The following is a 20847-nucleotide window of genomic DNA, read 5'->3' as shown; positions in this document are numbered from 1 at the left end:
GAGATCCGAGGCTGGGGAGTCCCGTTTCACCGAGAGCCTCCGATTGCTGGATCAACGCATTGACTGGATTCCATTCGGTTGGCAGCGCCTGTACGGGGACCTTCGCTCCAAGTTAAAGGCGGTGCGGTCGCCCAGGCGTGATGCAGTTTTTGTCCAAGGCGCATACGAACACCACGGCTACCTGCATGTGGAGGCTGTCACTGACGACAAGGTGCTTCAGGGGATCTTACGCAAAGCGCGAGCGAAAGCCACTTTCACTTGCATGGCATGCGCTCGGCAGGGAAGGCCGCGCGACGTCGGTGACACCTACATGTCTCTGTGCGGGGCATGCGCTGGGTACGTCGCATTGCGAGAGGATGCGCAGACCGCGCGCAAATCGCTTCGCCCGCTGCTACTTGGAACGGTCGAGCAGGACGGTCAGAACAGTCTGCTGAAAGCCGCGGTGTGCGCCTCATTGCGGTCGACTGCAGGTGTTCGCGAGCAGTCAGAGGTGAGCTCAGAGACGTTCATGGAATGGCTGGACGCCATCCTGGTGGTGCTCGATCAACTCCTCGATGGCGCGCGGCCGTGAAACGCCAGCTCCCATTCAGCCAGGGTCCTCTGCAGCGGACCACGGCCAAGAAAAGAGTTACCTCAGGATCCCATAGGAACTAGTCGCATGCGGGTTGTTGGACACACGCTCACTCGCCGCCGGTACGTCGAATGTGGGCCAAGGAACTTGCAGCAACGGAGTGAGCGCGTGTGTGCGCAGCACGCCACTCAGCGAAATCTTCGGCACCAGCGAACCACTCAGACCCGTGGGCTTGTGAACGACCAATGCGATCGAGTATTAGAAGCATATTGCGCCGAACCGTTCGAAGGTCTCGCGACTGGAGGGCAGCGGGCAATTCGGCGAGAGCATCACGAACGCCGGGGTGGGAGATACCTCGGTCGACATTTGTGTAGCCGCGCTTCGCCGCGATGAAGGCGTCGACCTCATCTCCGGACCGCGCCGGAGTCTAAAAAGACGATGAGATCGGAGGCTTCGTCGACAGCTGCTTGGTCGGTGGGCCATCGCTCGCGTTCGCGCGCAGCAAGCTCCTCCTCACGCTGGCGAAGGCGCACTTCTTCCATGTACTGGGCGTACGCCTTGGCCCACGGGCGGAGGGCCTGAAGGTCGAAAGCGAGCCGGGAGACGACGGACGCCGCCGCCTTCAGTGCCAATAACTGTTCTGGGTTCAACACCTCCACGAACTTGTCAGCCGTGTTCTTGAGCTGGGTAGCACTACGCGCGGCTGACGCCGCGCTGTTGGCTATACGCTTTTCCAGTTCATACGTGGTGTATGCGAACTTGCCGGCCAGTTCTAAGTTGATGTTCTTGCCGTGATATTTGAACTCCTCGTTGATCATGGCGCGTATTCCCCTCGCGTTGAGCCCGAGCGCTCGGCGATGGCTTGCTTGATCACATCCTTCAGTTCGCCGTGCAGCCAGACGGCCGTGCGCTTACCCATTCGTATGGGCTTGGGGTAAATGCCAAGCTTGATCCCTTCGTAGAAGGCAGTCCTGCCGATTCGAAGGACCTTCAACACCTCTGGCAGTCGTAGTAGCTGCGAATCCCCATAAACGTCTTGCATGAAACACTCCTGTGGTCTGCGGGCGAGTGCCCTGAATTGATGACCATTGAAGTGTCCGGGGCGCAACCGCTGATTTCGCGGCGGCATGGATTTGAAGAGCCGTCTTTCGAAATGATCGTCAAGATGTTGACGATATTGAGTTCGCCGTGACCGCGGGGGCGGATCGCAAGAGCCGGATCTACTGGTCGTGGAGGGCGGTGGGAAGGTGGAGTACCCTCAGCGCCCCTACTACTGAGTTTTCATTTAAGTGCGAGTGGCTCGCTTAAAGCGGCATAAGCAATCGCGCGCAAACATGCATCTCACCATTTCGATGTGAAAGAGGGCCTATCAATAGCGCCTCGAGGCCTCGTCTCGTACCTCGCTGATAGACAAGCCTCTGGGCGCACTTGCGGATCGACGGGGACGCACCACCTGTGGATGGCAGCACGTAGCTAAACGCAACGTCTATGACCTAGCTCGCGTAGAGCGGGTTGCTTCCCATCGGAGATCTGAAGATGCAGCAGTTGGATTACTTAGACGAACTCGCCCAGAAGTTGCGCGAGGGGAAGAAAGTGGGCTTTTGGGTGCTAAGCAGTGGGGAGCGCGTATACGTCGCTCTTGCTGCAGACCGCGCCGACCTTCTAAAGGAAGACGGCTACACCCTGGTCCAGGCTTGGGCGCGACTGGATCAGGGCTGGGCGTCGGAGCTAACGCAGCGGTGGCGGTACTAACCACCGCAAGCGGCGCGAGTCTCGCGCGCGGCTCGAGCGGCGGTCGGCGAAGCGACGGAGGGCGGCGGCCAGGGCGAGCTGGTGTCAAGGTCAGTTCGGCGGCGGTCATGTCGTTCAGGGTTGCCTCAACGCAGTTCCCGTTGCAACTATCCCCAGAATGACGGTACGCCAGGCCGGCCAGCAGCTCTAGCCGAAGGGTGCAGGAGGCGGCCTTTAGGCTTACTGGAGCCGCCGCGCGCCACCGTCCCTCGGCAGACCTAAGGTTGACCCGCCGGCGTGCGGTCCAAGCGAACAGCCGTGCTCGTGGAGGCCCTTAGGGGGAAGACGCTCTGCTGCCCGAGCCCCAAGTCCGGAGCCGCGCCGCGAAAGCGAACGAGTCAAGAAGGAGTTCGGTGTGAGGGCCTGGCGGCGAACGCAGACCGCCAACAACCTCCCCACGCGCCGTGCGTCTCTGCGCCAGGCAAGTTTTTACCCTTCATTGGGCCGCTCACGGGAGCTCAACTCAAGCCGTTTAGCGGCAATCATGCACACGGCGGGAACCAGCTTGCGGTAGGCGGGACCCGCGATGCTGTATGCGGTGAAGAGAAAGGCCAGTCCCGCTCCTACTGGACCTGCCCAGCCCGCCATTGCAAGCATCAAGCCTCCAGTTCCAAATCCCATGAGCGCCGCGCCGCCGGCGAAGTACCCGCTGCTGAGGATGATGCCCTTGAGCACCACGAACTGCAGGAAGTTCAGACCCACGACGCCATAGATGCCGGGCCCAGCCAGGACCAAGCCGCCTAACGTGCCGCCGATGTCGACCCCACCTGTCTTCACGAACGAAACGATCTCTTGGAATGCAATGCGCTGCTCAATCCCTCGCGCACCCAGCTCGGCTTGCACCCGCGTCACGACGTCGGCTTTCTGGGATTCATCAAGCTTTTCAAGAGAGAGCTCGACAACCTTGAATAGAATCATCCGCTCGAGCTCGCGCACATGCACCCTCGAAGAGCTGGGAAGTTTCAACTGCTTCGCCACCAGTGCGACAGTCTCGGGATACGTAGGGGCGGCTGCCCACGGCCAGGAGTAGGCGGCTGCATCCGAGAAGCTCGCGACAAGCAGCCGACGAAGTTCGGGAGCTTCCATCTCCTCCAGATTTCGCCTGCGTCCGAACGTGTCGCGGAGCATTCCTGTGAGTTCTCGTTTGTCCATGCTCCAGAGGACCTCAGTCAGCGTCTGGTCGTCACCTTCGGGGGTGGCTGGCTTTCGCGGCAGTAGGTCCAGCATGGCGTCGACGGCACTGCCGGTCACCTGCGCAAGGCTTCTGCCGAAGTTCGCGGCCTCGGCGCGCACCATCTCACGCAGCACCGCGATCTGAGGTTTTCCGAACAGAGCGTGCGCCTGCTTGGCCACAAACTCAATCACAGAGGTCACCACTGCGATGCTCAGACCGAGGCCCGCCTTGACGGTCTCAAGAATGCGTGCCTGCTCACTCGGCTTCAATGCCCTCCATCCCATCCAGATCGCGCCCACTGCGGCACAAGTTATTGCTACAGGGCTCACTGCCATCGTCACTGCGGAGACTGCAGCAGTCAGGGGATTTCCCAAGAGCAGCTGCCCAACAGCGATCACGGCCACCGGCGTGACGTATCCGATCATGAAGCCCGACTTCGCCTCGGCGAGAAGGTCGCCCGTACGGGAAATCGTGGCGTCATCCGAGGCCTTTAGTGCGGCAATGTGCGAGTTCATGAACTCGTTCAAAGCAGAAGCGGTGCCGTAGATTGCCCGAAGCGCATCTGTCAAAGGCGAGCTGGGAATCGCGTGGGTCGACTCGGGGTTCAATGGTGGTCCTCAAGAAAGTGCATTCTGGCCGCGCTATGAACGCGCGCTCGCCATTGGGAGACATCCCTCATACTGCATCCACACTGAATCGACCCGTCTGGGTATCAGGCCGCTGCTGTCGTCCGAGAGCCTTGCCAGCAGTCGTGCCGCCATGTGCTGCATTGCGTTGGACTGCCGCACGACGTTTGCAGCCAACTCATGCGGGAACCCCTCGCTGGTTCGCACCAGGGGATGCAATCCGGCATGCACGAAGGAGTTCATCGCATCCCAGGAAACATCCCGGATCTCGGCTAGTGGCTTTACAAGGCCTAACAGCGCAGGATTGGCCTCCAGGGACTTTTGCAGCTGCTCCAGCATCGTCTTGGCGCCTGCCACGTTCTTGGCCGCCTGCTGCGAGTCGGGCTCCAACGAGGCGGAAAGCTTTTCCGAGGCTGCAGCAGGTGCTGCATAGATCAACCATGCCCCTCGCAGCAATGCCTCGTATTGGAGCCGGAGAAGTGCGCACGCGGATTGTGGTGCTCCTGCGGAGAACAATAGACGCAACGCACCTGCATGCTCAAGGCTGAGTGCGGCGGCCGTTGCGGCAGGAAAGTGCGCGGAGGCGGTGATCGGCAGGTCTTCCAAGAACGATGCAAGGTGTTCGCTGAAGCGGTTTGACAGATCGAGTAGCTGCTCAATGTCCATAAACGCTCCCGGGCGACTTACTCAGAAGCAGTATTCGGGGTCTTTTCGAAGCCGCGCACGACAGCTGTCACCTCCGGCGAAAGCGACCTGAACGCGACAATTCGGACATCGAGCGGCAGATGGCTGCAAACCTCGAACGATCTGCGTATCGCGGTGGCGATCCACTTCGCATCGTTGCCGAAGGCGCCTCCCCCCACGCTTGTCAGGAATGCCAGAGGCGAACCTCGCTGAGCGAAGTTCAGAGCGCCCCCCAACAGCGTTGCTTCGTACGTGCCTTCCAGAACGAGTGTTGCAAAGCGCGCCCACAAAGCTTCGGGGTAGGCACGGTTGTATGCCACCGGAAGGGCCGAGCAGTACGCCTGGGAGACGTACTGTTCGTCGTTCGCATCAGGCAAGGTCACCTGGACGTTCCAGTGAAGGCCGATGCGCAACAGGTCGCGCCACCTGTCAATCTGCAGCGCGGACGCGCCCGCCAGCATGGCGTCGATCTTCTCGAGTGCGCCTGGCCGCAGCATCGCGTAGCCGTTGCACATCGACCAGAGTTCGCCTCTGGCATTCCCCAGAGCCATCCCGAGGTCCGCGAGGCAGTCGATCTGCCGTTGCCGGGACTGGCCACGGCCGTCCGGAAGATCAGCCAGGTAGTTTCTGAAGATTGTCCCCGCACCAGCGGCTATGGCGCACGCGGGCCCTTGAGTGGCGTCATGCTCGTAGCGGGCCACACCGTCCTCGGGCGAGACGTCTTGGCTGACCATCTCCAGCAGATTGAACTGACTGGCAGCCTGAAACAGCGCGTGTCGATGTGGAGGTGAGGCATGGAGCTCCTGTACGGTACCTCGAACAATAGAGACCTTGAGGCGTTCGGACCCGGGCTGGAGGGCTCGGACCCGCTCGCGCAACTCTGCGAGGGTCGGCGTCTCCAGGTGGCCCATTCCCCAGCTGCGTTCTCCGTCGGCATGCAGCAGTCGATCGCTCTGAACTCGCAGCATTGGCTGCGTCTCCTCATACCCCCTTTCGCGAAAGCCTGTAAGCCTTGCAAACCAGTCCCGCTCACGACCGCTCATGTTGAAGAAATATCCCTCGGTAGATCGGGCAAGTGTAGGCAGTTGATCGTCGGGTGAGACCTAGGATTCACACCATCCAGTTGCAAGCCCGAGAACATCTTCCGCCAGCGGGCCCGCTCGCGAAGCGGTCTCGACTGCCCAGAGCGCGAGTTGGGAGGAGTCGAGCAGGTTCGGTTTCTCACGTAGCAGGCGAACAACCGAGGCAAGGTGGTCGGACGGTGCTGCCATCAATAGGTGCACTTGTGCTTCGTCGGCTGCGTCTTGGCGACTCATGTGAGCCGCAGCGATGCTAGGCGCGACCGACCACATGCGCTTTGCCGCTTGCGGACCGAACCAGGCATCGGCAAGCCATCGCTCAAGCGCTTCTACTTCGCCGGCACCGATCAAGGCGATGGTGGCGCGGACGGCCGTGTCTTGTTTGCGAGGTTCGGCGCGTAGAAGTAGCCAACTGCGCAGGTGCGGCGGAAGCATGGAAGGTGTCGACCAGAGCAGGTGACGGTGCTGCTCGTCGAGGACCCGATCCGCCTCTTCTGCGGAGATGCTTCGCAGCACCCACTGCCGGATGGGTGAGTACAGGAAACGCCAGGCGCCGACGTCCCCTTGGCTGCGGGCTGCGGCGCTCAGGTACACAGGGAGGAGCCAACCAGGTGCCGGCTGGCCCGCCACACGCTGAAGAAAGAAATCTTCGACCTCGCTCTTCCCCACGACCGCTTCCAGCCACTCGGACGGAGCGGGCCTGTCTTCGCGCACCGCGCGAGCGAGAAGAAGCGGAGCGAGGAACGCTGGGGGCGCATCAGTGCCCCCCTTGAGCGACGTGACCACCCGCTCCGCCACGTCCAGCAGGGGTGCATGCGTTCGCGCGCCGAAGGGGTCTGCCGCCATGAAGAGTAGATCAAACACCGGGGGGTCAGACCGATCACCCGGCCAGGCGGGGAAGTGCCAACCCCAGTGCGGAGGAACTGCGGCGAGTGGCGGGTCGGCCATCAGGCTCCATATCCACATGACCGACAGATGCTCGCACGCTTGATCCCTCGTCTCTGCAGGCCTCGTCCAGAACGAAGGGCCGGAGAAATCGTCCCTTTGCAGGCTTGGAAGCACACGTCCCGCGATGCTGTGCAGAGAGCGAGGCACCGGGACACCACGTGCGGCCAAGTTGCCGACCGCGAAGAACAACGCTTCTGCCGCAGCGATGGCCAGCGGATTGCCTGGCGCCATGCTCAGAACTTGCTCCTGCACCTGCAGCAATGTCTTAAACGGGGTGACCCGCAGAGCGGCGTCCACCAACCGCCGGCGGGATGCATCGAAGCACAGCGCAGCCCACCGGTCGATTTCCGCGCTGCTGACCAGTTGCAGGATCTGATCGCGCGCCACCAAATCGGCGAGGAACGCCGGCTGCAGGGCGTATTGATCTGCCTCCATCTCCATAAGCAGCCGGTTGGCTTGCAGACCTGCGAGCGACCTGCTTTCGGCCGCGGCGAGCACTTCGGCTGCCAGCTGCCGACGTGCAGCCTTGGACGGGGCATCTGCGATGGCGTTGACAGCTTCGGCATCTGCGGGCGCCGCTCCTGACGCTCCCAGAAACTGCAGCCAAGTGTCGCCGGGCAACTGGCTCCTCCAAGGGCTACGACGGTCTGTCAGGGACGCCCGCACCAAGCGCGAGAACTGATTGGCGCGATGAGGATTGAGACCGGTGAGGTGACGCAGCAGTCGCGTTCCTGCATCGGGCGCTCCCGCCGGGGGTAGGGACCTCTCCGGAATGCTGTGGCACAGATGGCAGATGGCCATCAAGTCTGCTGGACGAAGCGCATCGAATTCGGTGCTGAACCCACTCATCCAGCGGCGGACACCGGAAGCGCTCAGAAGAGTTTCGTTCGTTGCCGCTCCGATGCGCCGCTCCACCCACAGAAGCAGCGTGTCCTGCCAGTCGGTAAGAAGCCGCCACTCGTATCTTTGGATGCCTTCGCTGCGATCGTCCGGGTTGGTCAATGCCATGCTGCGGCGCTGCAGACGATCTGCCTCGAAGAATTCCCAAGTGGCGAAGGTGTGTGCGGCGGCCCGTTCAGCTGCGGGCAGAGCTGGAACCGGAAAGGGAGCGACGACGAGTACGGGCAAATCCAGCTCACGGGATGCGAGCACATGCACGTCCTGCGCGTCTTCGCGGTCGACACGGACGGCAAAAGGCCTCATTTCGAGAAACCGTCGACTGCATTCGGACAGCGTTTCGACCCTCAGGTACTCGCCACGCCCACGGCTCTCCAGCCACTCCCACAGGAGGTTGAGGCCGGTCCCGGGCGGTACGTGCAGCCAGTGCACGGTTCGGTCGGGCCGCTGGGCAGCGCGGGAATCCGGTTCGAACCAAAGGGCCAGGTCATCCCAGCTCTCCCCGTATGGCTTGCCTTGGAAATCCGTTCCCAAGCGCCAGGGCGCGGCGAGGCGACATGGCCGCTCCTGACGCAACTTCAGCGGTGGCAACTCGGGAAACCGACTGAAGGCATGCGCATCCACGGGCTCGTGAGCGTGCAGTCCGAGGTCAATGGCGGGCACTTGCAGGAGCGCAGCCAGTGCCTCGCCGTGCTCCGGCCGTTTCAGCCACCAGCCACGTCGCCCGAGGTCGATCTCTCCGATCTTTGCCCCCAGCGAACGGGCTGATGGCCAGTCAAGCTGACGCGAGGCTTCTATTAGCCGGCGGGCAAGCTGGTCGTTTGACGAGTAGTTGCCACGGGAGAGGGCGGACGCAATCGGCTTGAAGGTCTGCATGTCCCGAGACTAGCGGATGACGCTCGAACAATGCAATGAACGATGCATCGATGCATTGCATTGCTGTGCCATTGCAACAGGCGACGGCGCGGGCAATCCTCGGGACCTCAAAACTGTTTGGAGGTGATGGATGAAAGTGCGATTTCTAGGTCCCGTTGGCAAGGTCACCGGCTCCTGCACTTGGATGTGGGACGAGAAAAAGGGCTGGAATTTTCTGATCGACTGCGGAATGCAGCAGGGCGAGGCCACCGCAGCGCAATGGAATCGGAGTGAGTGGCCGTTCGATCCCGGTCAGATCCAGTTTGTGGTGCTGACACACGCGCACGTGGACCACTGCGGCCTGCTGCCCGCCCTATACAAGCGCGGTTTCCAGGGGAGGGTGTTCTGCACTCGTGAGACCGCAGCGCTTGCCACCTTGCTACTAAAGGATGCCGCCAAGCTCTCCGACCTTGGGTACGCCCCGGAAGACGTTGACCTTATTCAGTGGCACGAGCCGGGCGCCGGCCAGCTATTTGGTAAGTTCCACCCCGCAGGGCAGGACCTGTTCCTCTGGTTCTACCGGTCCGCTCATGTCGTCGGCGCGGTCTCTGTGGCCGTCTACTGGGGAGCGCCGAAGGCAACGGACCAGCGCAGCATCCTTTTTTCAGGTGACTTGGGCCCTAACGAGGAGGACACGGAGGCGCTGCCCTTCCTGCGCCACCGCATGGGGGTCTGGCCGCATGACTTCGCCGTTGTGGAATCCACATACGGCGCGACGGTGCGCGATCGGGCGCAGACCAGACCAACGATGCGGCGACAGCGCCTCGCTCAGCTGCTCGATCGGACGCTAGAGGACGGCGGCACTCTCGTGATCCCGGCGTTCGCCTTTGGAAGGACTCAGGACGTCCTTTTCGATCTTCACTGGCTGGCCGCCGAATACCCGCAGCGCTATGGCTCCCTCCCTGTCTTTCTGGATTCCCCCACGGCCCGGAAGATCCATCGCGTTGTGCTCAATGCCCTCGAGCGCACGGAGAGCAACGGCCGAAAGGGAAAGGTACGTCCTTTGTGGATGGGCAAACAGATGTTCACGTGGTTTGGGTTGGATGGAGCGTGCCCCGACGACATCAAACGGGCCCTGCAGATCTGCGGCGAAACCCTAGGCCACCGTGCCGGGGAGGGAGTCGACATCCGTCTGCGCGGAAATGACCTGGCGAGGTCATGGCGTGGAATCGTTCGGGCCCCGATGGGGCGCGCGGAACTCGCTGGCGCGCTGGAGGCTACGCCCGGCGTTCTCGTGCTCAGTTCGGGGACCTGCGACGGCGGTCCCGCCGCGCACTGGCTGCCCAAGCTTCTGGGCGATGTGCGCAACACGGTCGCTCTCGCAGGCTTTTGTGCTCCCCGCACCATCGGAGGCAAGCTGCTGGCGCTGGCGAATCTGCCTGAAAGCGAGCGCCAGCGCCTGTCGGCTTCGCTTGAGTGGCCGGACGGTCCCACTCTCAAGGAACGGGAGGTGAGGGCATCCATCACGCGGCTGGAGGGGTACTCGGCACACGCAGACCAGGCCGGGCTGGTGAACTGGACCATCGGTCAGTCGGATGGAAATCCGTGCGCTGCCGGCAAGCTGGTCTTCATCCAGCACGGGAATGAAAGCGGAAGGCTGGCTTTGGAACAAGCGATCCGAGCCCGCTCGACCGAGGTGGGCTTGGACATCGCCACGTCAAGACCCCAAAGCGAGGAGATCTACGACCTCGACAAGGCGGGGGCAATCATCGATCCGGAGCGCGAACTGCGCGAGATTGAATTGCTGCTGGCCCAACTGGAGGCGCAGCGGAAACGTCTGCGCGGTTGACGAGCGGTAGGCGGGTGTGCGTAAGTGCCGCAGGTGCCCGTTGCATGCAACGTGCGATCGCAGCGCAGGCAGTGGGAACGACGCGCTTGGCGTTGTCGTGCGTGCCAAGTAGACTCCCGCCGTGGCTTGTCGAAGGCGAGCCCGGGGCGGTTTGCCGGCCAGCGCCGAGGAGGTGCAGTAACCGGCGCAGTAACCGCGCAGCACCTTTCCGCTAAGTCCTTGATTTGTAAGGCAGGCGGACGAGAGTTGCGTTCCGCCCCAGGCCACCAGTCTTCATGCGCCCCAGCGCCCGATTCGGGTTCTGGGGCGTTTCACTTTTGCGGCTCCCGCGCCGTCGACAGCCGCCCACCAATGAAAAATGCCCGCCGAGGCGGGCATTCCATCAGGTCAGGCGACGATCAGAAGCGATAGCCGACGTTGAACGACACGCCGTCGATCTTGGTGTCGTCCTTCTTGTAGTAGCGCATATAGTCGACCCCGACATACGCGCGCGGCGACACGTTGAAGTTGCCGCCGATGCCGTACGAGAAGCTGCCGTCGCTGCTGGTGTCCGTTGCGCTGGCGCCCGGAACGGAAGCCGTGGCGCGCAGGCGCGTGTCGGCATACCCCAGGCGGCCGAACAGCTCGAAACCGTCGCCCACGGTGACCTTCGGCTTGACGTACACGCCGACGATGTGGCGCACGTCGCCTTCGACATTCACGGGCACGCCGCCGACGGTGGTCGTGGTGCTGTCCTTGCGCACGCCGAAGCCGAGCATGCCTTCAACGGCCAGGAAGTCGTTGAAGTTGTAGCCGACGATGCCGCGCAGCAGGCCGGGCTTGACGCTGGTGCCCGTGTCGTTGATCTTCAGCTGGGCATAGCCCAGTTCGCCGTAGGCGGTGCCGGTGGTTGCGGACCGGGCCATCTGTGCCTGGGCGCCACCTGCCAGGAGCATGGCGGAAGTGGCAGCGGCGATCGCGATCAGTTTCATTCTTGTTCCCCTATCTAGGATGTTGGAGCTCAGGATCGAGCCCATCGTCAGTCTAGCGATCGGCCTCATCCGGCAGCAAGCGGCGCAGGCGTGGTGACAGTCTTGCGTCGCATGCGAGCGACGCTGCAATTCACGGCGACTGCCGCATTTACAAGTCCGATACACGCGACACCTTCCGAGCGCGCATCCGTGGCCAGAGCACGTTGAGCGCCAGGCCGGCCATGACGAAAGCTGCGGCAACCAATTTCCAGACGGGCAACGGCTCGTGCAGCCACGCGGCCGAGGCGCCCATGCCGAACACCGGCACCAGCAATGCCATGGGCGTGACTGCAGCGGCGGGGTAGCGGGCTAGCAGCCAGCTCCATGCGGCATAACCGAACAGGGTGTTGCCCCACGCCTGCCAGGCGACCGCCAGCCATGTGCCTATTCCAGCCTGCGAGATGCTGCGGGCGATCCGGTCCGAGCCCTCGAACCCCAGCGACAGCGCGAACAGCACCGGCACCGAGAACGCGCTGGACCACACCACATAGGCCAGCATGTTGATGCTGCCGGCCTGCTTGGTCAGGATATTGCCGCCCGACCAGGACAGCGCTGCACCCAGCACGAGCAGCAGGCCGCCCCAGGTGGTGGTGGCATCCGTGTGCAGGGCCACGACCCCGAGACCCGCAGCGGCAATGGCAACCGCCGCCAGCTGGAACATGCGGACCCGCTCGCCGGCCAGCCAGATCGACAGGCCAATGGTAAAAAACACCTGCGTCTGCACCACGAGCGATGCGAGCCCGGGCGAGATGCGGCCGTTCACCGCGATGTAGAGCAAGCCGAACTGGCCCGCGCCGATCAGCAGCCCGTACCCGGCCAGGTTGCCCAGCGGAACGCGCGGCCGCGGCAGGAAGAAGGCCGCGGGCAGCAGTGCCAGCAGGAAGCGCAAGGTTGCGAACAGCAGGGGCGGCAGGTCGTGCAGCGCGGTCTTGATGACGACGAAATTGGTGCCCCACACCGCCACCACGGCCAGTGCGAGCAGGAGATGCAGGGGAGCGAGAGAAACCATGCCGCCGAGCATAGGCTTTCACGCATGACGTTCCTGCCGGGGACCACCTGTCGGCGCGGACTGACAACAAGGGCCGGCCCCTGCCGGGTGTGCAGGCCAAGTCCTGTGCCCAGCATGAGGACACGTCGCCGTGCCAGGAGGAATGTCATGTGCCCGACCGATACCACGCCGGACCCGCGCGACATGCAGCGCGTGCCCGAATCGCAGCAGATCCCGCAGCCAGGACCCAAGGCGCGCAGCGACGATGGCACGCCCGACATCGCGCATCGCCCGGGCCTGCCCGAACATCCGGAACGCATGGCCGCCGACATCGAGGACGAGGAAGCCGACCCGGTCGTCGACGAAGGGCCCGGCATCACCGACGGCAGGAGGCGCCAGCCATGAGCGCGATCCGCACGTCCGACGTGCCGGCGCCCGACTCGGTGCCGCCGGTGAACAACCCCGATCCGCAGCCGGGTGATGGCAAGCCGAAGGCGCCGCCCTCCGAGGGTGGAAGGACGCCACCACCTGTGGAACTGCCCGGCAGGCCCAGCGTGCCCGAACGGGTGGAGTCGCGACCCGGCCGCGCAGCTGCCTAATCGCGCGTGACGCGCAGCAGCTCCTCGCGGGAGGTGATGCCCTCGCGCACCAGCCGTTCGCCGTCGTCGCGCATCAGGGTCATGCCGGCCGACATGGCCGCCGCGCGGATGTCGGCCTCCGAGGCCCGGTTGTGGACCATGGCCCGGATGGTGTCGTCGGCCACCATCAGCTCGAACACGCCCGTGCGGCCCTGGTAGCCGCTCTGCGCGCACTCGGCGCACCCGGAGCCGTGGCACACCGGACAGAGCTTGCGCACGAGGCGCTGCGCCAACACGCCCAGCAGCGAGGAGCTGAGAAGGAACGGCTCGACGCCCATGTCGGTCAGGCGCGTGACGGCGCTGGACGCGTCGTTGGTGTGCAGGGTGGCAAGCACCAGGTGGCCGGTGAGCGAAGCCTGGATGGCGATCTGCGCGGTCTCGTGGTCACGGATCTCACCGATCATGATCACGTCCGGGTCCTGGCGGAGGATGGCCCGCAGCGCCTTGGCGAAATCGAGATCGATCTTCTCGTTGACCTGGGTCTGGCCGATGCCGGGCAGCTCGTACTCGATCGGGTTCTCCACGGTCATGATGTTGCTGGTGCCGGCGTCCAGCCGCGACAGCGCCGCATAGAGCGTCGTGGTCTTGCCCGAGCCGGTGGGACCCGTGACCAGGATGATCCCGTGTGGCTGCGTGATCAGCTGCAGGAAGCGGTGCAGCGTGTCGCCGGTCATGCCGACCGACTCGAGACTCAGCTTGTTCTCGCTCTTGTCCAGCAGGCGCAGCACGGCGCGTTCGCCGTGCGCGCTGGGCAGCGTGGACACGCGCACGTCGACCGCGCGGGTACCGATGCGCAGCGAGATGCGCCCGTCCTGCGGCAGGCGCTTCTCGGCGATGTCCAGGTCCGCCATGATCTTCAGGCGCGAGATCAGCGCGGCGTGCAATGCGCGATTGGGTTGAACCACCTCGCGCAGGGTGCCATCGACGCGGAATCGCACCGACGAGTGCCGCTCATAGGGCTCGATGTGGATGTCGCTCGCACCGTCGCGCGCCGCCTGCGTGAGCAGGGCGTTGAGCATGCGGATGATGGGTGCGTCGTCGCTGGTCTCCAGCAAGTCCTCCACCGCGGGCAGCTCCTGCATCATGCGCGACAGGTCGGCGTCGTTCTGCACCTCGCTGACCACGGTGGCGGCGCTCGATTCGCCCTGCGCGTAGGCCGCCGTGATGCGCTGCGCCAGCGCGGCCGGGTCGAGCTGCTGCAGGCCGCGCACCTGGAACTTGCGCATCACTTCGCTCCAGGCGCCGGGCGCGGGTGCTCCCGCGTGCCAGAGGGTCACGGCTTGGCCGTCGTCCTCGAGCAGCAGCTGGTGGCTGCGGGCGAAGCTGTAGGGAAGCGGATAGCGCATCGGGATCGGTGTCTCAGCGGGTGTTGGTGTTGGGCGGTGCCGCTTCGTTCGGGACCGGCGGGCCGGGAGGCGTGGCACGAGCCGGGGCCGGCGTCCGCGAAGCTGGCGCAGGCAGCACGGGCGACTCGTTGATCGGGACCACCACGCTGTTGCGCGGCTGTGCAGCCTGCTGCTTGGTCCGCATCAGATCGTAGCGATCGAGCGAAAGTTCATCGCTCTCCGCACCGTCGCGTAGCACGATGGGCCGCATGAACACCATCAGGTTGGTCTTGTTGCGGCTGCGGGTCTCGGCCTTGAAGAGGTTGCCGAGCACGGGCACGTCGCCCAGGCCCGGAATCTTCTGCTGGTTGCCAGCGTATTCGTCCTGGAGAAGGCCGCCGAGCATGATGACGGCGCCGTCATCCACCAACACGTTGGACTCGATCGAGCGCTTGTTGGTGATCAGGCCGGTGGCCGAGTTCACCGACGCCTGGTCGACGCTGGAGACCTCCTGGAAGATCTGCAGCTTCACCGTGCCGTTCTCGTTGATCTGCGGCCGCACCCGGAGCGTCAGGCCGACATCGCGCCGCTCGATGGTCTGGAACGGATTGACGGCGCCGTTGGTGGCGCCGGTGTTGGTGAACTGGCCCGTGATGAAGGGCACGTTCTGGCCGATGACGATGCGGGCTTCCTCGTTGTCCAGGGTCACCAGGTTCGGCGTCGAGAGCGTGTTGCCGTCGGCGTTCGTCTCCAGGAACCGGGCCAGCGCGCCCAGCACGTAAGTGCCGCCGAGGTTGCGGACGAAGCCGACGTTGAAGCCGCTGGACGGCAGCGTGGGCGTGGTGCCGCCCTGTGTGTTCAGGCTCAGGATGTTCTGGCCGCCGATCGTGAAGTTGGTGCCCAGCAGGCCGATGCGGCTGGAGTTCTGGTTGCCCAGCACGTTCTGCCACTGCACGCCGAATTCGGCCGCCTTGTTGGCATTGACCTCGACGATCAGGCTCTCGATGAACACCTGCGCCCGGCGTTCGTCGAGCCGGTCGATCACGGCGCGCAGTTGCCGGTACTGCGGCTCGGGCGCCGTGATGATCAGCGAATTGGTGGCCGGATCGGCCTGGATCTGTCCGCCGGTGGAAGGCTGGGCCAGGGGCTGGGCCGCGGCTGCGGCCTGCGCACTGGTTCCGCCTGCCGCCGTGGCCGCCGTGGTGGGCAGCGTCGACGCCTGGCCTGCGGTAGGAATCGAGGTGGCTCCGCCGCCCGTGAACGCACCGGTGGTACCGGTCGCCGTCGCTGCCAGCGCCGCGCGCAGCGTGGTGGCCAGGCGGGTCGCATCGGCGTTCTTCAGGTAGACCACGTAGATGTTGCCCGATGCGCTCTGCGCGCCCGGCTGGTCGAGCCGCTCGATGACCGTGCGGACAAGATTCATGCGGGCCGGATTGGAAGCACGCACGATCAGGCTGTTGCTGCGGGGCTCGGCGATGACGGTGGTGCGCGTGGCCGTGTCCACCTGCCCTTGTGCCGCGGTGGGCGTGGCGCCGCCCGCGTCGACCAGCCGCTGCACCACGGGCGCCAGGTCGGAAGCCAGCCCGTTCTTCAGCGGCACGACCTCGACGTCGGTGGAGTTGGAGACGTCGAGCGCCGAGATGATGCGACCGAGGCGCTGCAGGTTGTCGGCGTAGTCGGTGATCACCAGCGAGTTGGTGCCGGGGTTCACGTTGATCGTGTTGTTCGGCGTGATCAGCGGCCGCAGGATCGGCACCAGGTTGGCCGCGGTCTCGTAGTTCAGGCGGAAGATCTGCGTGACGATCCCTGAGCCTGCAGGCGCCTTGCCCACCGACACCGTGCCGCCCTGCAGCTTGGCGTCGGCCTCCGGCACCACCTTGAGCAGCCCGCCGGAATCGACCACCGTGAAGCCGGACAGGCGCAGTGTCGACACGAACTGGTCGAAGGCTTGCTGCGGCGGCACGGGGCGTTCGGTGCTCAACGTGATCGTGCCCTTCACCCGCGGGTCGACCACGATGTTGCGGCCGGTGATGGTGGCCATCGTGCGCGCCACGGCCTCGATGTCGGCATTGGCGAAGTTCAGCGTCACGGGCTCGCGCGATCGCTGGGCCTGTGCGGGGCCCGTGGCCATCACCGCCGCGGCGGCCAGCAGGGAAAGCAGTGCAGGTCGGAAGTTCATGACGGTGAGCCTATGGTGATGATGGAGCGCGCGCCATTGCGGCGGCCGATGATGTTCAGCAGGTTGGCCAGGGCGGTCTCGCGGTCCGGCGCCGCACTGGCCTCGCCGGTGAACCGCAGGCGTGAACCCACCCACTGGCCGCTGCCCTTGAGCTGCAGGGCGCCGCCGACCGTGGTCAGTTGCAGTGCGGGTACCGGGCCGCCGGTCAGCGTCAGCCGGTAGCTCCCCATGGGGCGCACCGTCGACAGGCGCGAGGCCACGCCTTCGGCCGTCAGTTCGGCGCTGCCATCGACCTGCAGCCGGCCCGCGGCCCAGCGCAGCTTCAGGTCCTGGGTGCGCAGGTCCAGGTCGCCTTCGAGTTGCAGGGTGTTCCACGGCGTGCCAAGCCCCGCGAGGATGGCCGCCGGCCAGCGCGAAGTCGCATTCACCACGTCGACCCGGGTGCTGCCCAGCCCCAGGCCGATGGACATGGCCAGGGGCTGCGGCGTGCAACAGGCGCTGGACAGGTGCAACCGGAGCCCTGTGAACGAGGGCCCCAGGCGCCAGTCCACGCGGGTCGGAAGGGCGGCCGCATCGTTGCTGCCCGAGCCGCCGGTCAGCACGAATTGCGCAGAGCCGGTCCAGACGGTGCCGCGAGCATCGAGCAGCAGCACCTGTCCGCCGGTGGCGGCGGCCACGCGTGACGTGAGCCAGCGCGCGGGTGCGAACAGCACCAGCGCAAGGAGGCCGCCGATGCAGGCGCCCAGGACGGCCCAGCGCCAGGGCACGTCGGAACGCGGGAAGGAGGTGGCGCGTCGCACGGCGTCTGCTTGCGGGCTAGCGGGCCGGCAGGGTGAGCACGAGCGTTCCGTCCCAGCCACCGCTGGCGGCGCGCGTGAGCCGGGCCTCCGCGGGCAGGGCGCGCGCATTGGTGCGCGCCTCGGCCAGCCACGTGGCGAGCGCGTCCGGCGGCGTGCCGGCGAGCGTGAGCGTCACGCGATCGCCTGCGACGGTGGTGCGTGCGGTTGTTCCGAGGCGCTGGCGCACGGCGTCTTCCAGTGCATGCAGCGACTCGTCGTGGCCCTGCTTGGGCTGGCCCTGCAGCGCGCGGGCCTGCTGCTGCAAGGCCCGCATGTGCGCGAGCTGGGCGTCCAGCTCGCGGTGCTGGGATTCCGAAGTCCGCAGGACGGCCAGTGCCGGCCCGATCAACACCCACCACACCAATGCGACCAGCACCACTACCGCAGCGCCCGAGGCGAGCAGCTTTTCGCGAGGCGCCAGGCCGCGCCAGCTCTGGGACATGCGCTCCGGCATCTTCATGGACGGTCCTCCGGCCGCACCACCAGCACGTCGCCCTGCAGCGCGCCCGAATAGCCGCGGCTGCGCAGCGCCATCAGCAGCGGCTGTGCCTGCGCTTCCGACGTCGCGATGCCGCGCACGCGCAACTCGGTGCCGGAGTACTCGACGCTCGTGGCACTGCGCCCCGGCGGCAACGCGCTGGCGAGGGCGCCCAGCATGGCTTCCAGGTCGCGAGTGGAGATGCCGCCGGCGACCTGCCGCAACGCGGCCACTTCACGTTCCATCTGCTGCGGTGGATCGACGATCGCGCGCACATTGGGGAACGTCTGCGTCAGCAACGTGCGGCTCGCCTCGCGCTTGGCGGCGAGCGCGTTGCGCTCCTTCCAGGCCCACGCATTCAGGCCAATCAGCTGCACAGCCACGAGGGCGACCGCACCCCATCGCGCCGGACGCCATTGCGGTGCGCGCAGCAGCCCGGCCCAGCCGGTGGAGAGCTTCTTGAAGGCGCGCTTGCGTCCGCTGCTCTCGAACTCGAGCTGCGCGAGATCCCACCGCGTCTGCGCCGCCCCGAGCAGCCGCTCGCCTGGCGGCTGCAAGCGCGGCTCGTGTCGCAACAACTGCTCGGCCAGCGCGGCGACGGCTGGTTCTGCGACCACGGGCGTGGAGTCAGGCAGGTTGGGTGGCAGAAGCCCCAGAGATGCGGCCGACAGGGGAACGGCCAGCACGCCCTGCCTGCCGGCGCACACCAGATGGGCGTTGTCGGGATCGCCCAGCGCATACAGGACCGGATCGCCCTCGGGCGCGAACTCGGGCACCACGCGTGACACGGGGCGTCCCGCGGATTCCAGCACCTGCAGGGCGGCGCGCAGGCGGGTCCGGTCGCACACGGCGACCCACGCGGGCTGCTCGGGCGTTGCGCCCGGTTCGAGCGCGAAGTGCAGGTCCTCGAGTTCGTCGAGGAGGCGGTCCTCCAGCAGGCCTTCGAGCACGGCGCGCAGTCGCGGCGAACGCGGGCCCGTGCCCTTGGGAAGTTCGACGCGCTGCCACGACATCGCCGCCGCGGGAACGATGACGACGGTCTCGCTGCCCGCGCCAGCCGGTGCCGGCAGCAATGCGGCCTGCGCGTTCGCGTGTGCCGAGACGCTGCGGCCATCGGGCGACAGCAGGTACTCGAACTCGGTGGACGCGGTGGCCGTCGATCGCGGCAGGAGGACGAACAGCGAACTCATGTGACGGGCATTGTAGAAAGCCCGCAACTCAGCCGTGGAGTGTTTGTCAGCGATTGCCCTGTGCCTGCGCCTGCGCGACGGACGAGGGGTCGACGACGCCGCGTTCGCGCCAGACCGTCTTGACGTCCAGGCCATCGCGCTGCAACAGCGAACGTTCCTCGATCACCATGCGGTCGATGCGCAGCCTGCCTCGCACTTCGAAGAAGCGCGTCGCGACGTCGACCGTGCCCTCGTTCAGCGCGGCCGTATGCTGCGGCATCAGCTGCGTGGCTTCCTGCCGGGTGCGGAATGGCGCCTGCGCGCGGCGGGCCACCATCTCCTGGGCCTCGGCGAGCGTGAGCCCGTCCACTGCTGCGTAGATGACTTCCGCCGGCGCGGTATTCAGGTTGATCGCCGTGCGTCCGATCGGAAGGATCGTCACGTAGGGAAGGAGGGCCGTGACGGTGGCTGGCGACACGCCCAGCCACGCCATCTGGTCGGCCCGCTGCGGCATCAGCGGCGCCTGGCTGGCGGACTGGTTGTCTGTGCTGATGTCATTGGCCAAGCGCATGTTCTCGGCCAGTTGCTGCAGCTGCGACTGCGGCAGGCCGAGGAGGGCGAACAGGCGCTGGAAGCTGCGCATGCCGGTGCGGGAGAGGCTGCCGCCTTCGACCAGGTTCGCGAGGTTCAGCAGCCCCTGTGCATCGGTGATCGATCCCGACAGAAAGGTGTCATCGGCGGCGCCGCTGGTGTCCGCATTGCGGTCCGCCGCGAGGAATGTCGACAGCCGCGCCTCCTGCAGCGGCACCGCCCAGGGTTCGGCGAGGTGGTCCGCACCGCCCGTGCGTGAATCCTCTCGAATGATCAGGCGCGACCAGTCGAGGGCGCCCGTGAGCACCCAGCCGGCCTGCATCCGCGAACGTTCGGCCGCTTCAACCTCCACGGTGCGCCACTGCTGCCACAGGGCCGCTGCGGCGAAGGTGGCCACCAGCGTGACGATCAGCATCGCCACCAGCAGCGCCGCCCCGCGCTCTGCACGTCTCATGAGCGCCGCCCCCCGACCGTGGGCCGCACCCAGTCGCGCGTGAGGTCACCGCTGATGGTCTGCCCCGGAGCCAGCGTCAGCACGATGCGGATGCCGTCGGGCGTGACTGCTGCTCGCGTCACCGTCGGGGTTGGCGTGCCCGACGTCGTCAGCGGCGTGCTGGCGGTTGTCGTGTTGGTCGTGTCGCTGGAGAGCGGATTGGTCCAGGCATCGCTGCGGTAGTAGAAGATCTGCCAGTCCAGCAATCCGGTGATTGCGACCTCGTCGGCGCCAGCGGCCGTGCCACTGTTCTGGGCCCACGCATCGGCCAGGCGCCAGGCGTCGTCCAGTTGCCCACGCGTGAGGGCTGGCGGCGACTGCCAGCGCATCCAGCGGCTGCCGGCCGCGTCCACGCGGCGGCTCCATCCAACCACGACGACCCCACGCGCCGGGTCGCCCGGTGCTTCGCGCAAGAGCCGGAACACACGCCCGTTCCAGTCGACGGCACTCATTTGCGGGACCGTCACCAAGGCATCGAGATCCGCGGCCCATTGCGCCAGTCCGACCTGCAGCGCCTGGACTTCGTCGGCGCGCACACGGGTCTGCTCGCGAGCCTTCACCATGCCGTCGATGCCACGCCAGCTGAGCATCGCCAACAGCGACAGTGCGAACAGCGCGACCAGCAGTTCGACGAGCGTGAAGCCGGATTGCGGGCGCCGCATC

At 65.6% G+C, this 20847-nt stretch carries 19 protein-coding genes; 4 read left to right on the top strand and 15 right to left on the bottom strand.

All coding sequences use genetic code 11. The features are described 5' to 3' along the window. The first annotated feature begins 43 nt into the window (after positions 1-43). Positions 44-571, top strand: a complete 528-nt coding sequence (locus ACPWT1_RS02810) for a hypothetical protein (protein ID WP_427913905.1) — start codon at positions 44-46, stop codon at positions 569-571. Positions 572-975: 404 nt separating this feature from the next. On the opposite strand, the gene ACPWT1_RS02805 is transcribed toward ACPWT1_RS02810, so the two are convergent. From ACPWT1_RS02805 to ACPWT1_RS02780, 6 genes are all read right to left on the bottom strand, one after another. Continuing rightward, the gene (locus ACPWT1_RS02805; protein ID WP_427913904.1) at positions 976-1389 is read right to left on the bottom strand and encodes a hypothetical protein; all 414 of its coding nucleotides are present in this window, start codon (positions 1387-1389) and stop codon (positions 976-978) included. Further along, positions 1386-1613, bottom strand: a complete 228-nt coding sequence (locus ACPWT1_RS02800) for a helix-turn-helix transcriptional regulator (RefSeq protein WP_427913903.1) — start codon at positions 1611-1613, stop codon at positions 1386-1388. Before ACPWT1_RS02800 ends, ACPWT1_RS02805 begins: the two co-directional genes overlap by 4 nt. Positions 1614-2791: 1178 nt before the next feature. After that, positions 2792-4144 (bottom strand): hypothetical protein, encoded by a 1353-nt coding sequence (locus ACPWT1_RS02795; RefSeq protein WP_427913902.1) that lies wholly within the window; start codon positions 4142-4144, stop codon positions 2792-2794. 33 nt (positions 4145-4177) lie between these two features. Next, positions 4178-4828, bottom strand: a complete 651-nt coding sequence (locus ACPWT1_RS02790; protein ID WP_427913901.1) for a DUF6988 family protein — start codon at positions 4826-4828, stop codon at positions 4178-4180. 17 nt (positions 4829-4845) lie between these two features. Further along, a complete protein-coding gene (locus tag ACPWT1_RS02785) occupies positions 4846-5814 on the bottom strand; it encodes a hypothetical protein (protein ID WP_427913900.1) in 969 nt (322 codons plus the stop codon). Between the two features lie 135 nt (positions 5815-5949). Beyond that, entirely contained in the window at positions 5950-8646 is a 2697-nt protein-coding gene (locus ACPWT1_RS02780; RefSeq protein ID WP_427913899.1) for a hypothetical protein, read from the bottom strand. Positions 8647-8776: 130 nt separating this feature from the next. On the opposite strand from ACPWT1_RS02780, the gene ACPWT1_RS02775 reads away from it, so the two are divergent. Then, positions 8777-10474 carry an MBL fold metallo-hydrolase gene (locus ACPWT1_RS02775; RefSeq protein WP_427913898.1) on the top strand — a complete coding sequence of 566 codons (1698 nt, stop codon included), beginning with the start codon at positions 8777-8779 and terminating at the stop codon, positions 10472-10474. Positions 10475-10872: 398 nt separating this feature from the next. Here the strand turns inward: ACPWT1_RS02775 and ACPWT1_RS02770 are convergent, their stop codons facing one another. Both ACPWT1_RS02770 and ACPWT1_RS02765 read right to left on the bottom strand, forming a co-directional pair. Further along, a complete protein-coding gene (locus ACPWT1_RS02770) occupies positions 10873-11445 on the bottom strand; it encodes a porin family protein (RefSeq protein WP_427913897.1) in 573 nt (190 codons plus the stop codon). Positions 11446-11593: 148 nt separating this feature from the next. After that, the gene (locus tag ACPWT1_RS02765; protein WP_427913896.1) at positions 11594-12505 is read right to left on the bottom strand and encodes an EamA family transporter; all 912 of its coding nucleotides are present in this window, start codon (positions 12503-12505) and stop codon (positions 11594-11596) included. Positions 12506-12640: 135 nt separating this feature from the next. Here ACPWT1_RS02765 and ACPWT1_RS02760 point away from each other — a divergent pair, with 135 nt between their 5' ends. Both ACPWT1_RS02760 and ACPWT1_RS02755 read left to right on the top strand, forming a co-directional pair. Further along, a complete protein-coding gene (locus tag ACPWT1_RS02760; RefSeq protein WP_427913895.1) occupies positions 12641-12877 on the top strand; it encodes a hypothetical protein in 237 nt (78 codons plus the stop codon). Next, entirely contained in the window at positions 12874-13071 is a 198-nt protein-coding gene (locus ACPWT1_RS02755) for a hypothetical protein (protein WP_427913894.1), read from the top strand. The genes ACPWT1_RS02760 and ACPWT1_RS02755 overlap by 4 nt, the downstream gene beginning before the upstream one ends. Here the strand turns inward: ACPWT1_RS02755 and ACPWT1_RS02750 are convergent. From ACPWT1_RS02750 to ACPWT1_RS02720, 7 genes are read right to left on the bottom strand one after another with little or no spacing between them, the layout of a single operon-like run. After that, entirely contained in the window at positions 13068-14456 is a 1389-nt protein-coding gene (locus tag ACPWT1_RS02750) for a GspE/PulE family protein (protein ID WP_427913893.1), read from the bottom strand. The genes ACPWT1_RS02755 and ACPWT1_RS02750 overlap by 4 nt on opposite strands. Positions 14457-14469: 13 nt before the next feature. After that, entirely contained in the window at positions 14470-16614 is a 2145-nt protein-coding gene (gene gspD, locus ACPWT1_RS02745) for a type II secretion system secretin GspD (RefSeq protein ID WP_427913892.1), read from the bottom strand. After that, positions 16611-17414 (bottom strand): type II secretion system protein N, encoded by an 804-nt coding sequence (gene gspN / locus ACPWT1_RS02740; RefSeq protein WP_427913891.1) that lies wholly within the window; start codon positions 17412-17414, stop codon positions 16611-16613. The genes gspD and gspN overlap by 4 nt, the downstream gene beginning before the upstream one ends. A 16-nt stretch (positions 17415-17430) precedes the next feature. Further along, positions 17431-17913, bottom strand: coding sequence for a type II secretion system protein GspM (gene gspM / locus ACPWT1_RS02735; RefSeq protein WP_427913890.1), 483 nt, complete (start codon positions 17911-17913; stop codon positions 17431-17433). Next, the gene (gspL, locus tag ACPWT1_RS02730; RefSeq protein WP_427913889.1) at positions 17910-19121 is read right to left on the bottom strand and encodes a type II secretion system protein GspL; all 1212 of its coding nucleotides are present in this window, start codon (positions 19119-19121) and stop codon (positions 17910-17912) included. Before gspL ends, gspM begins: the two co-directional genes overlap by 4 nt. A gap of 46 nt (positions 19122-19167) precedes the next feature. Further along, on the bottom strand, positions 19168-20145 hold the full coding sequence (gene gspK / locus ACPWT1_RS02725) for a type II secretion system minor pseudopilin GspK (RefSeq protein WP_427913888.1): 978 nt from the start codon (positions 20143-20145) through the stop codon (positions 19168-19170). Then, entirely contained in the window at positions 20142-20846 is a 705-nt protein-coding gene (locus ACPWT1_RS02720; protein WP_427913887.1) for a PulJ/GspJ family protein, read from the bottom strand. Before ACPWT1_RS02720 ends, gspK begins: the two co-directional genes overlap by 4 nt. Position 20847 lies beyond the last annotated feature (1 nt).

This window comes from Ramlibacter sp. MMS24-I3-19 (assembly GCF_050320135.1).
Taxonomy (GTDB): Bacteria; Pseudomonadota; Gammaproteobacteria; order Burkholderiales; family Burkholderiaceae_C; genus Ramlibacter.
Note: the sequence above shows the minus strand (reverse complement) of the source record. Positions and strands in the feature narration are given on the sequence as shown.

Coding starts and splice junctions, on each gene's coding strand:
- gspL (WP_427913889.1), bottom strand. CDS start 19,121: ATGAGTTCGCTGTTCGTCCTCCTGCCGCGATCGACGGCCACCGCGTCC.
- gspM (WP_427913890.1), bottom strand. CDS start 17,913: ATGAAGATGCCGGAGCGCATGTCCCAGAGCTGGCGCGGCCTGGCGCCT.
- ACPWT1_RS02770 (WP_427913897.1), bottom strand. CDS start 11,445: ATGAAACTGATCGCGATCGCCGCTGCCACTTCCGCCATGCTCCTGGCA.
- ACPWT1_RS02755 (WP_427913894.1), top strand. CDS start 12,874: ATGAGCGCGATCCGCACGTCCGACGTGCCGGCGCCCGACTCGGTGCCG.
- ACPWT1_RS02750 (WP_427913893.1), bottom strand. CDS start 14,456: ATGCGCTATCCGCTTCCCTACAGCTTCGCCCGCAGCCACCAGCTGCTG.
- ACPWT1_RS02800 (WP_427913903.1), bottom strand. CDS start 1,613: ATGCAAGACGTTTATGGGGATTCGCAGCTACTACGACTGCCAGAGGTG.
- ACPWT1_RS02720 (WP_427913887.1), bottom strand. CDS start 20,846: ATGCGGCGCCCGCAATCCGGCTTCACGCTCGTCGAACTGCTGGTCGCG.
- ACPWT1_RS02805 (WP_427913904.1), bottom strand. CDS start 1,389: ATGATCAACGAGGAGTTCAAATATCACGGCAAGAACATCAACTTAGAA.
- ACPWT1_RS02790 (WP_427913901.1), bottom strand. CDS start 4,828: ATGGACATTGAGCAGCTACTCGATCTGTCAAACCGCTTCAGCGAACAC.
- ACPWT1_RS02775 (WP_427913898.1), top strand. CDS start 8,777: ATGAAAGTGCGATTTCTAGGTCCCGTTGGCAAGGTCACCGGCTCCTGC.
- ACPWT1_RS02765 (WP_427913896.1), bottom strand. CDS start 12,505: ATGCTCGGCGGCATGGTTTCTCTCGCTCCCCTGCATCTCCTGCTCGCA.
- ACPWT1_RS02780 (WP_427913899.1), bottom strand. CDS start 8,646: ATGCAGACCTTCAAGCCGATTGCGTCCGCCCTCTCCCGTGGCAACTAC.
- ACPWT1_RS02760 (WP_427913895.1), top strand. CDS start 12,641: ATGTGCCCGACCGATACCACGCCGGACCCGCGCGACATGCAGCGCGTG.
- gspD (WP_427913892.1), bottom strand. CDS start 16,614: ATGAACTTCCGACCTGCACTGCTTTCCCTGCTGGCCGCCGCGGCGGTG.
- ACPWT1_RS02785 (WP_427913900.1), bottom strand. CDS start 5,814: ATGCTGCGAGTTCAGAGCGATCGACTGCTGCATGCCGACGGAGAACGC.
- gspK (WP_427913888.1), bottom strand. CDS start 20,145: ATGAGACGTGCAGAGCGCGGGGCGGCGCTGCTGGTGGCGATGCTGATC.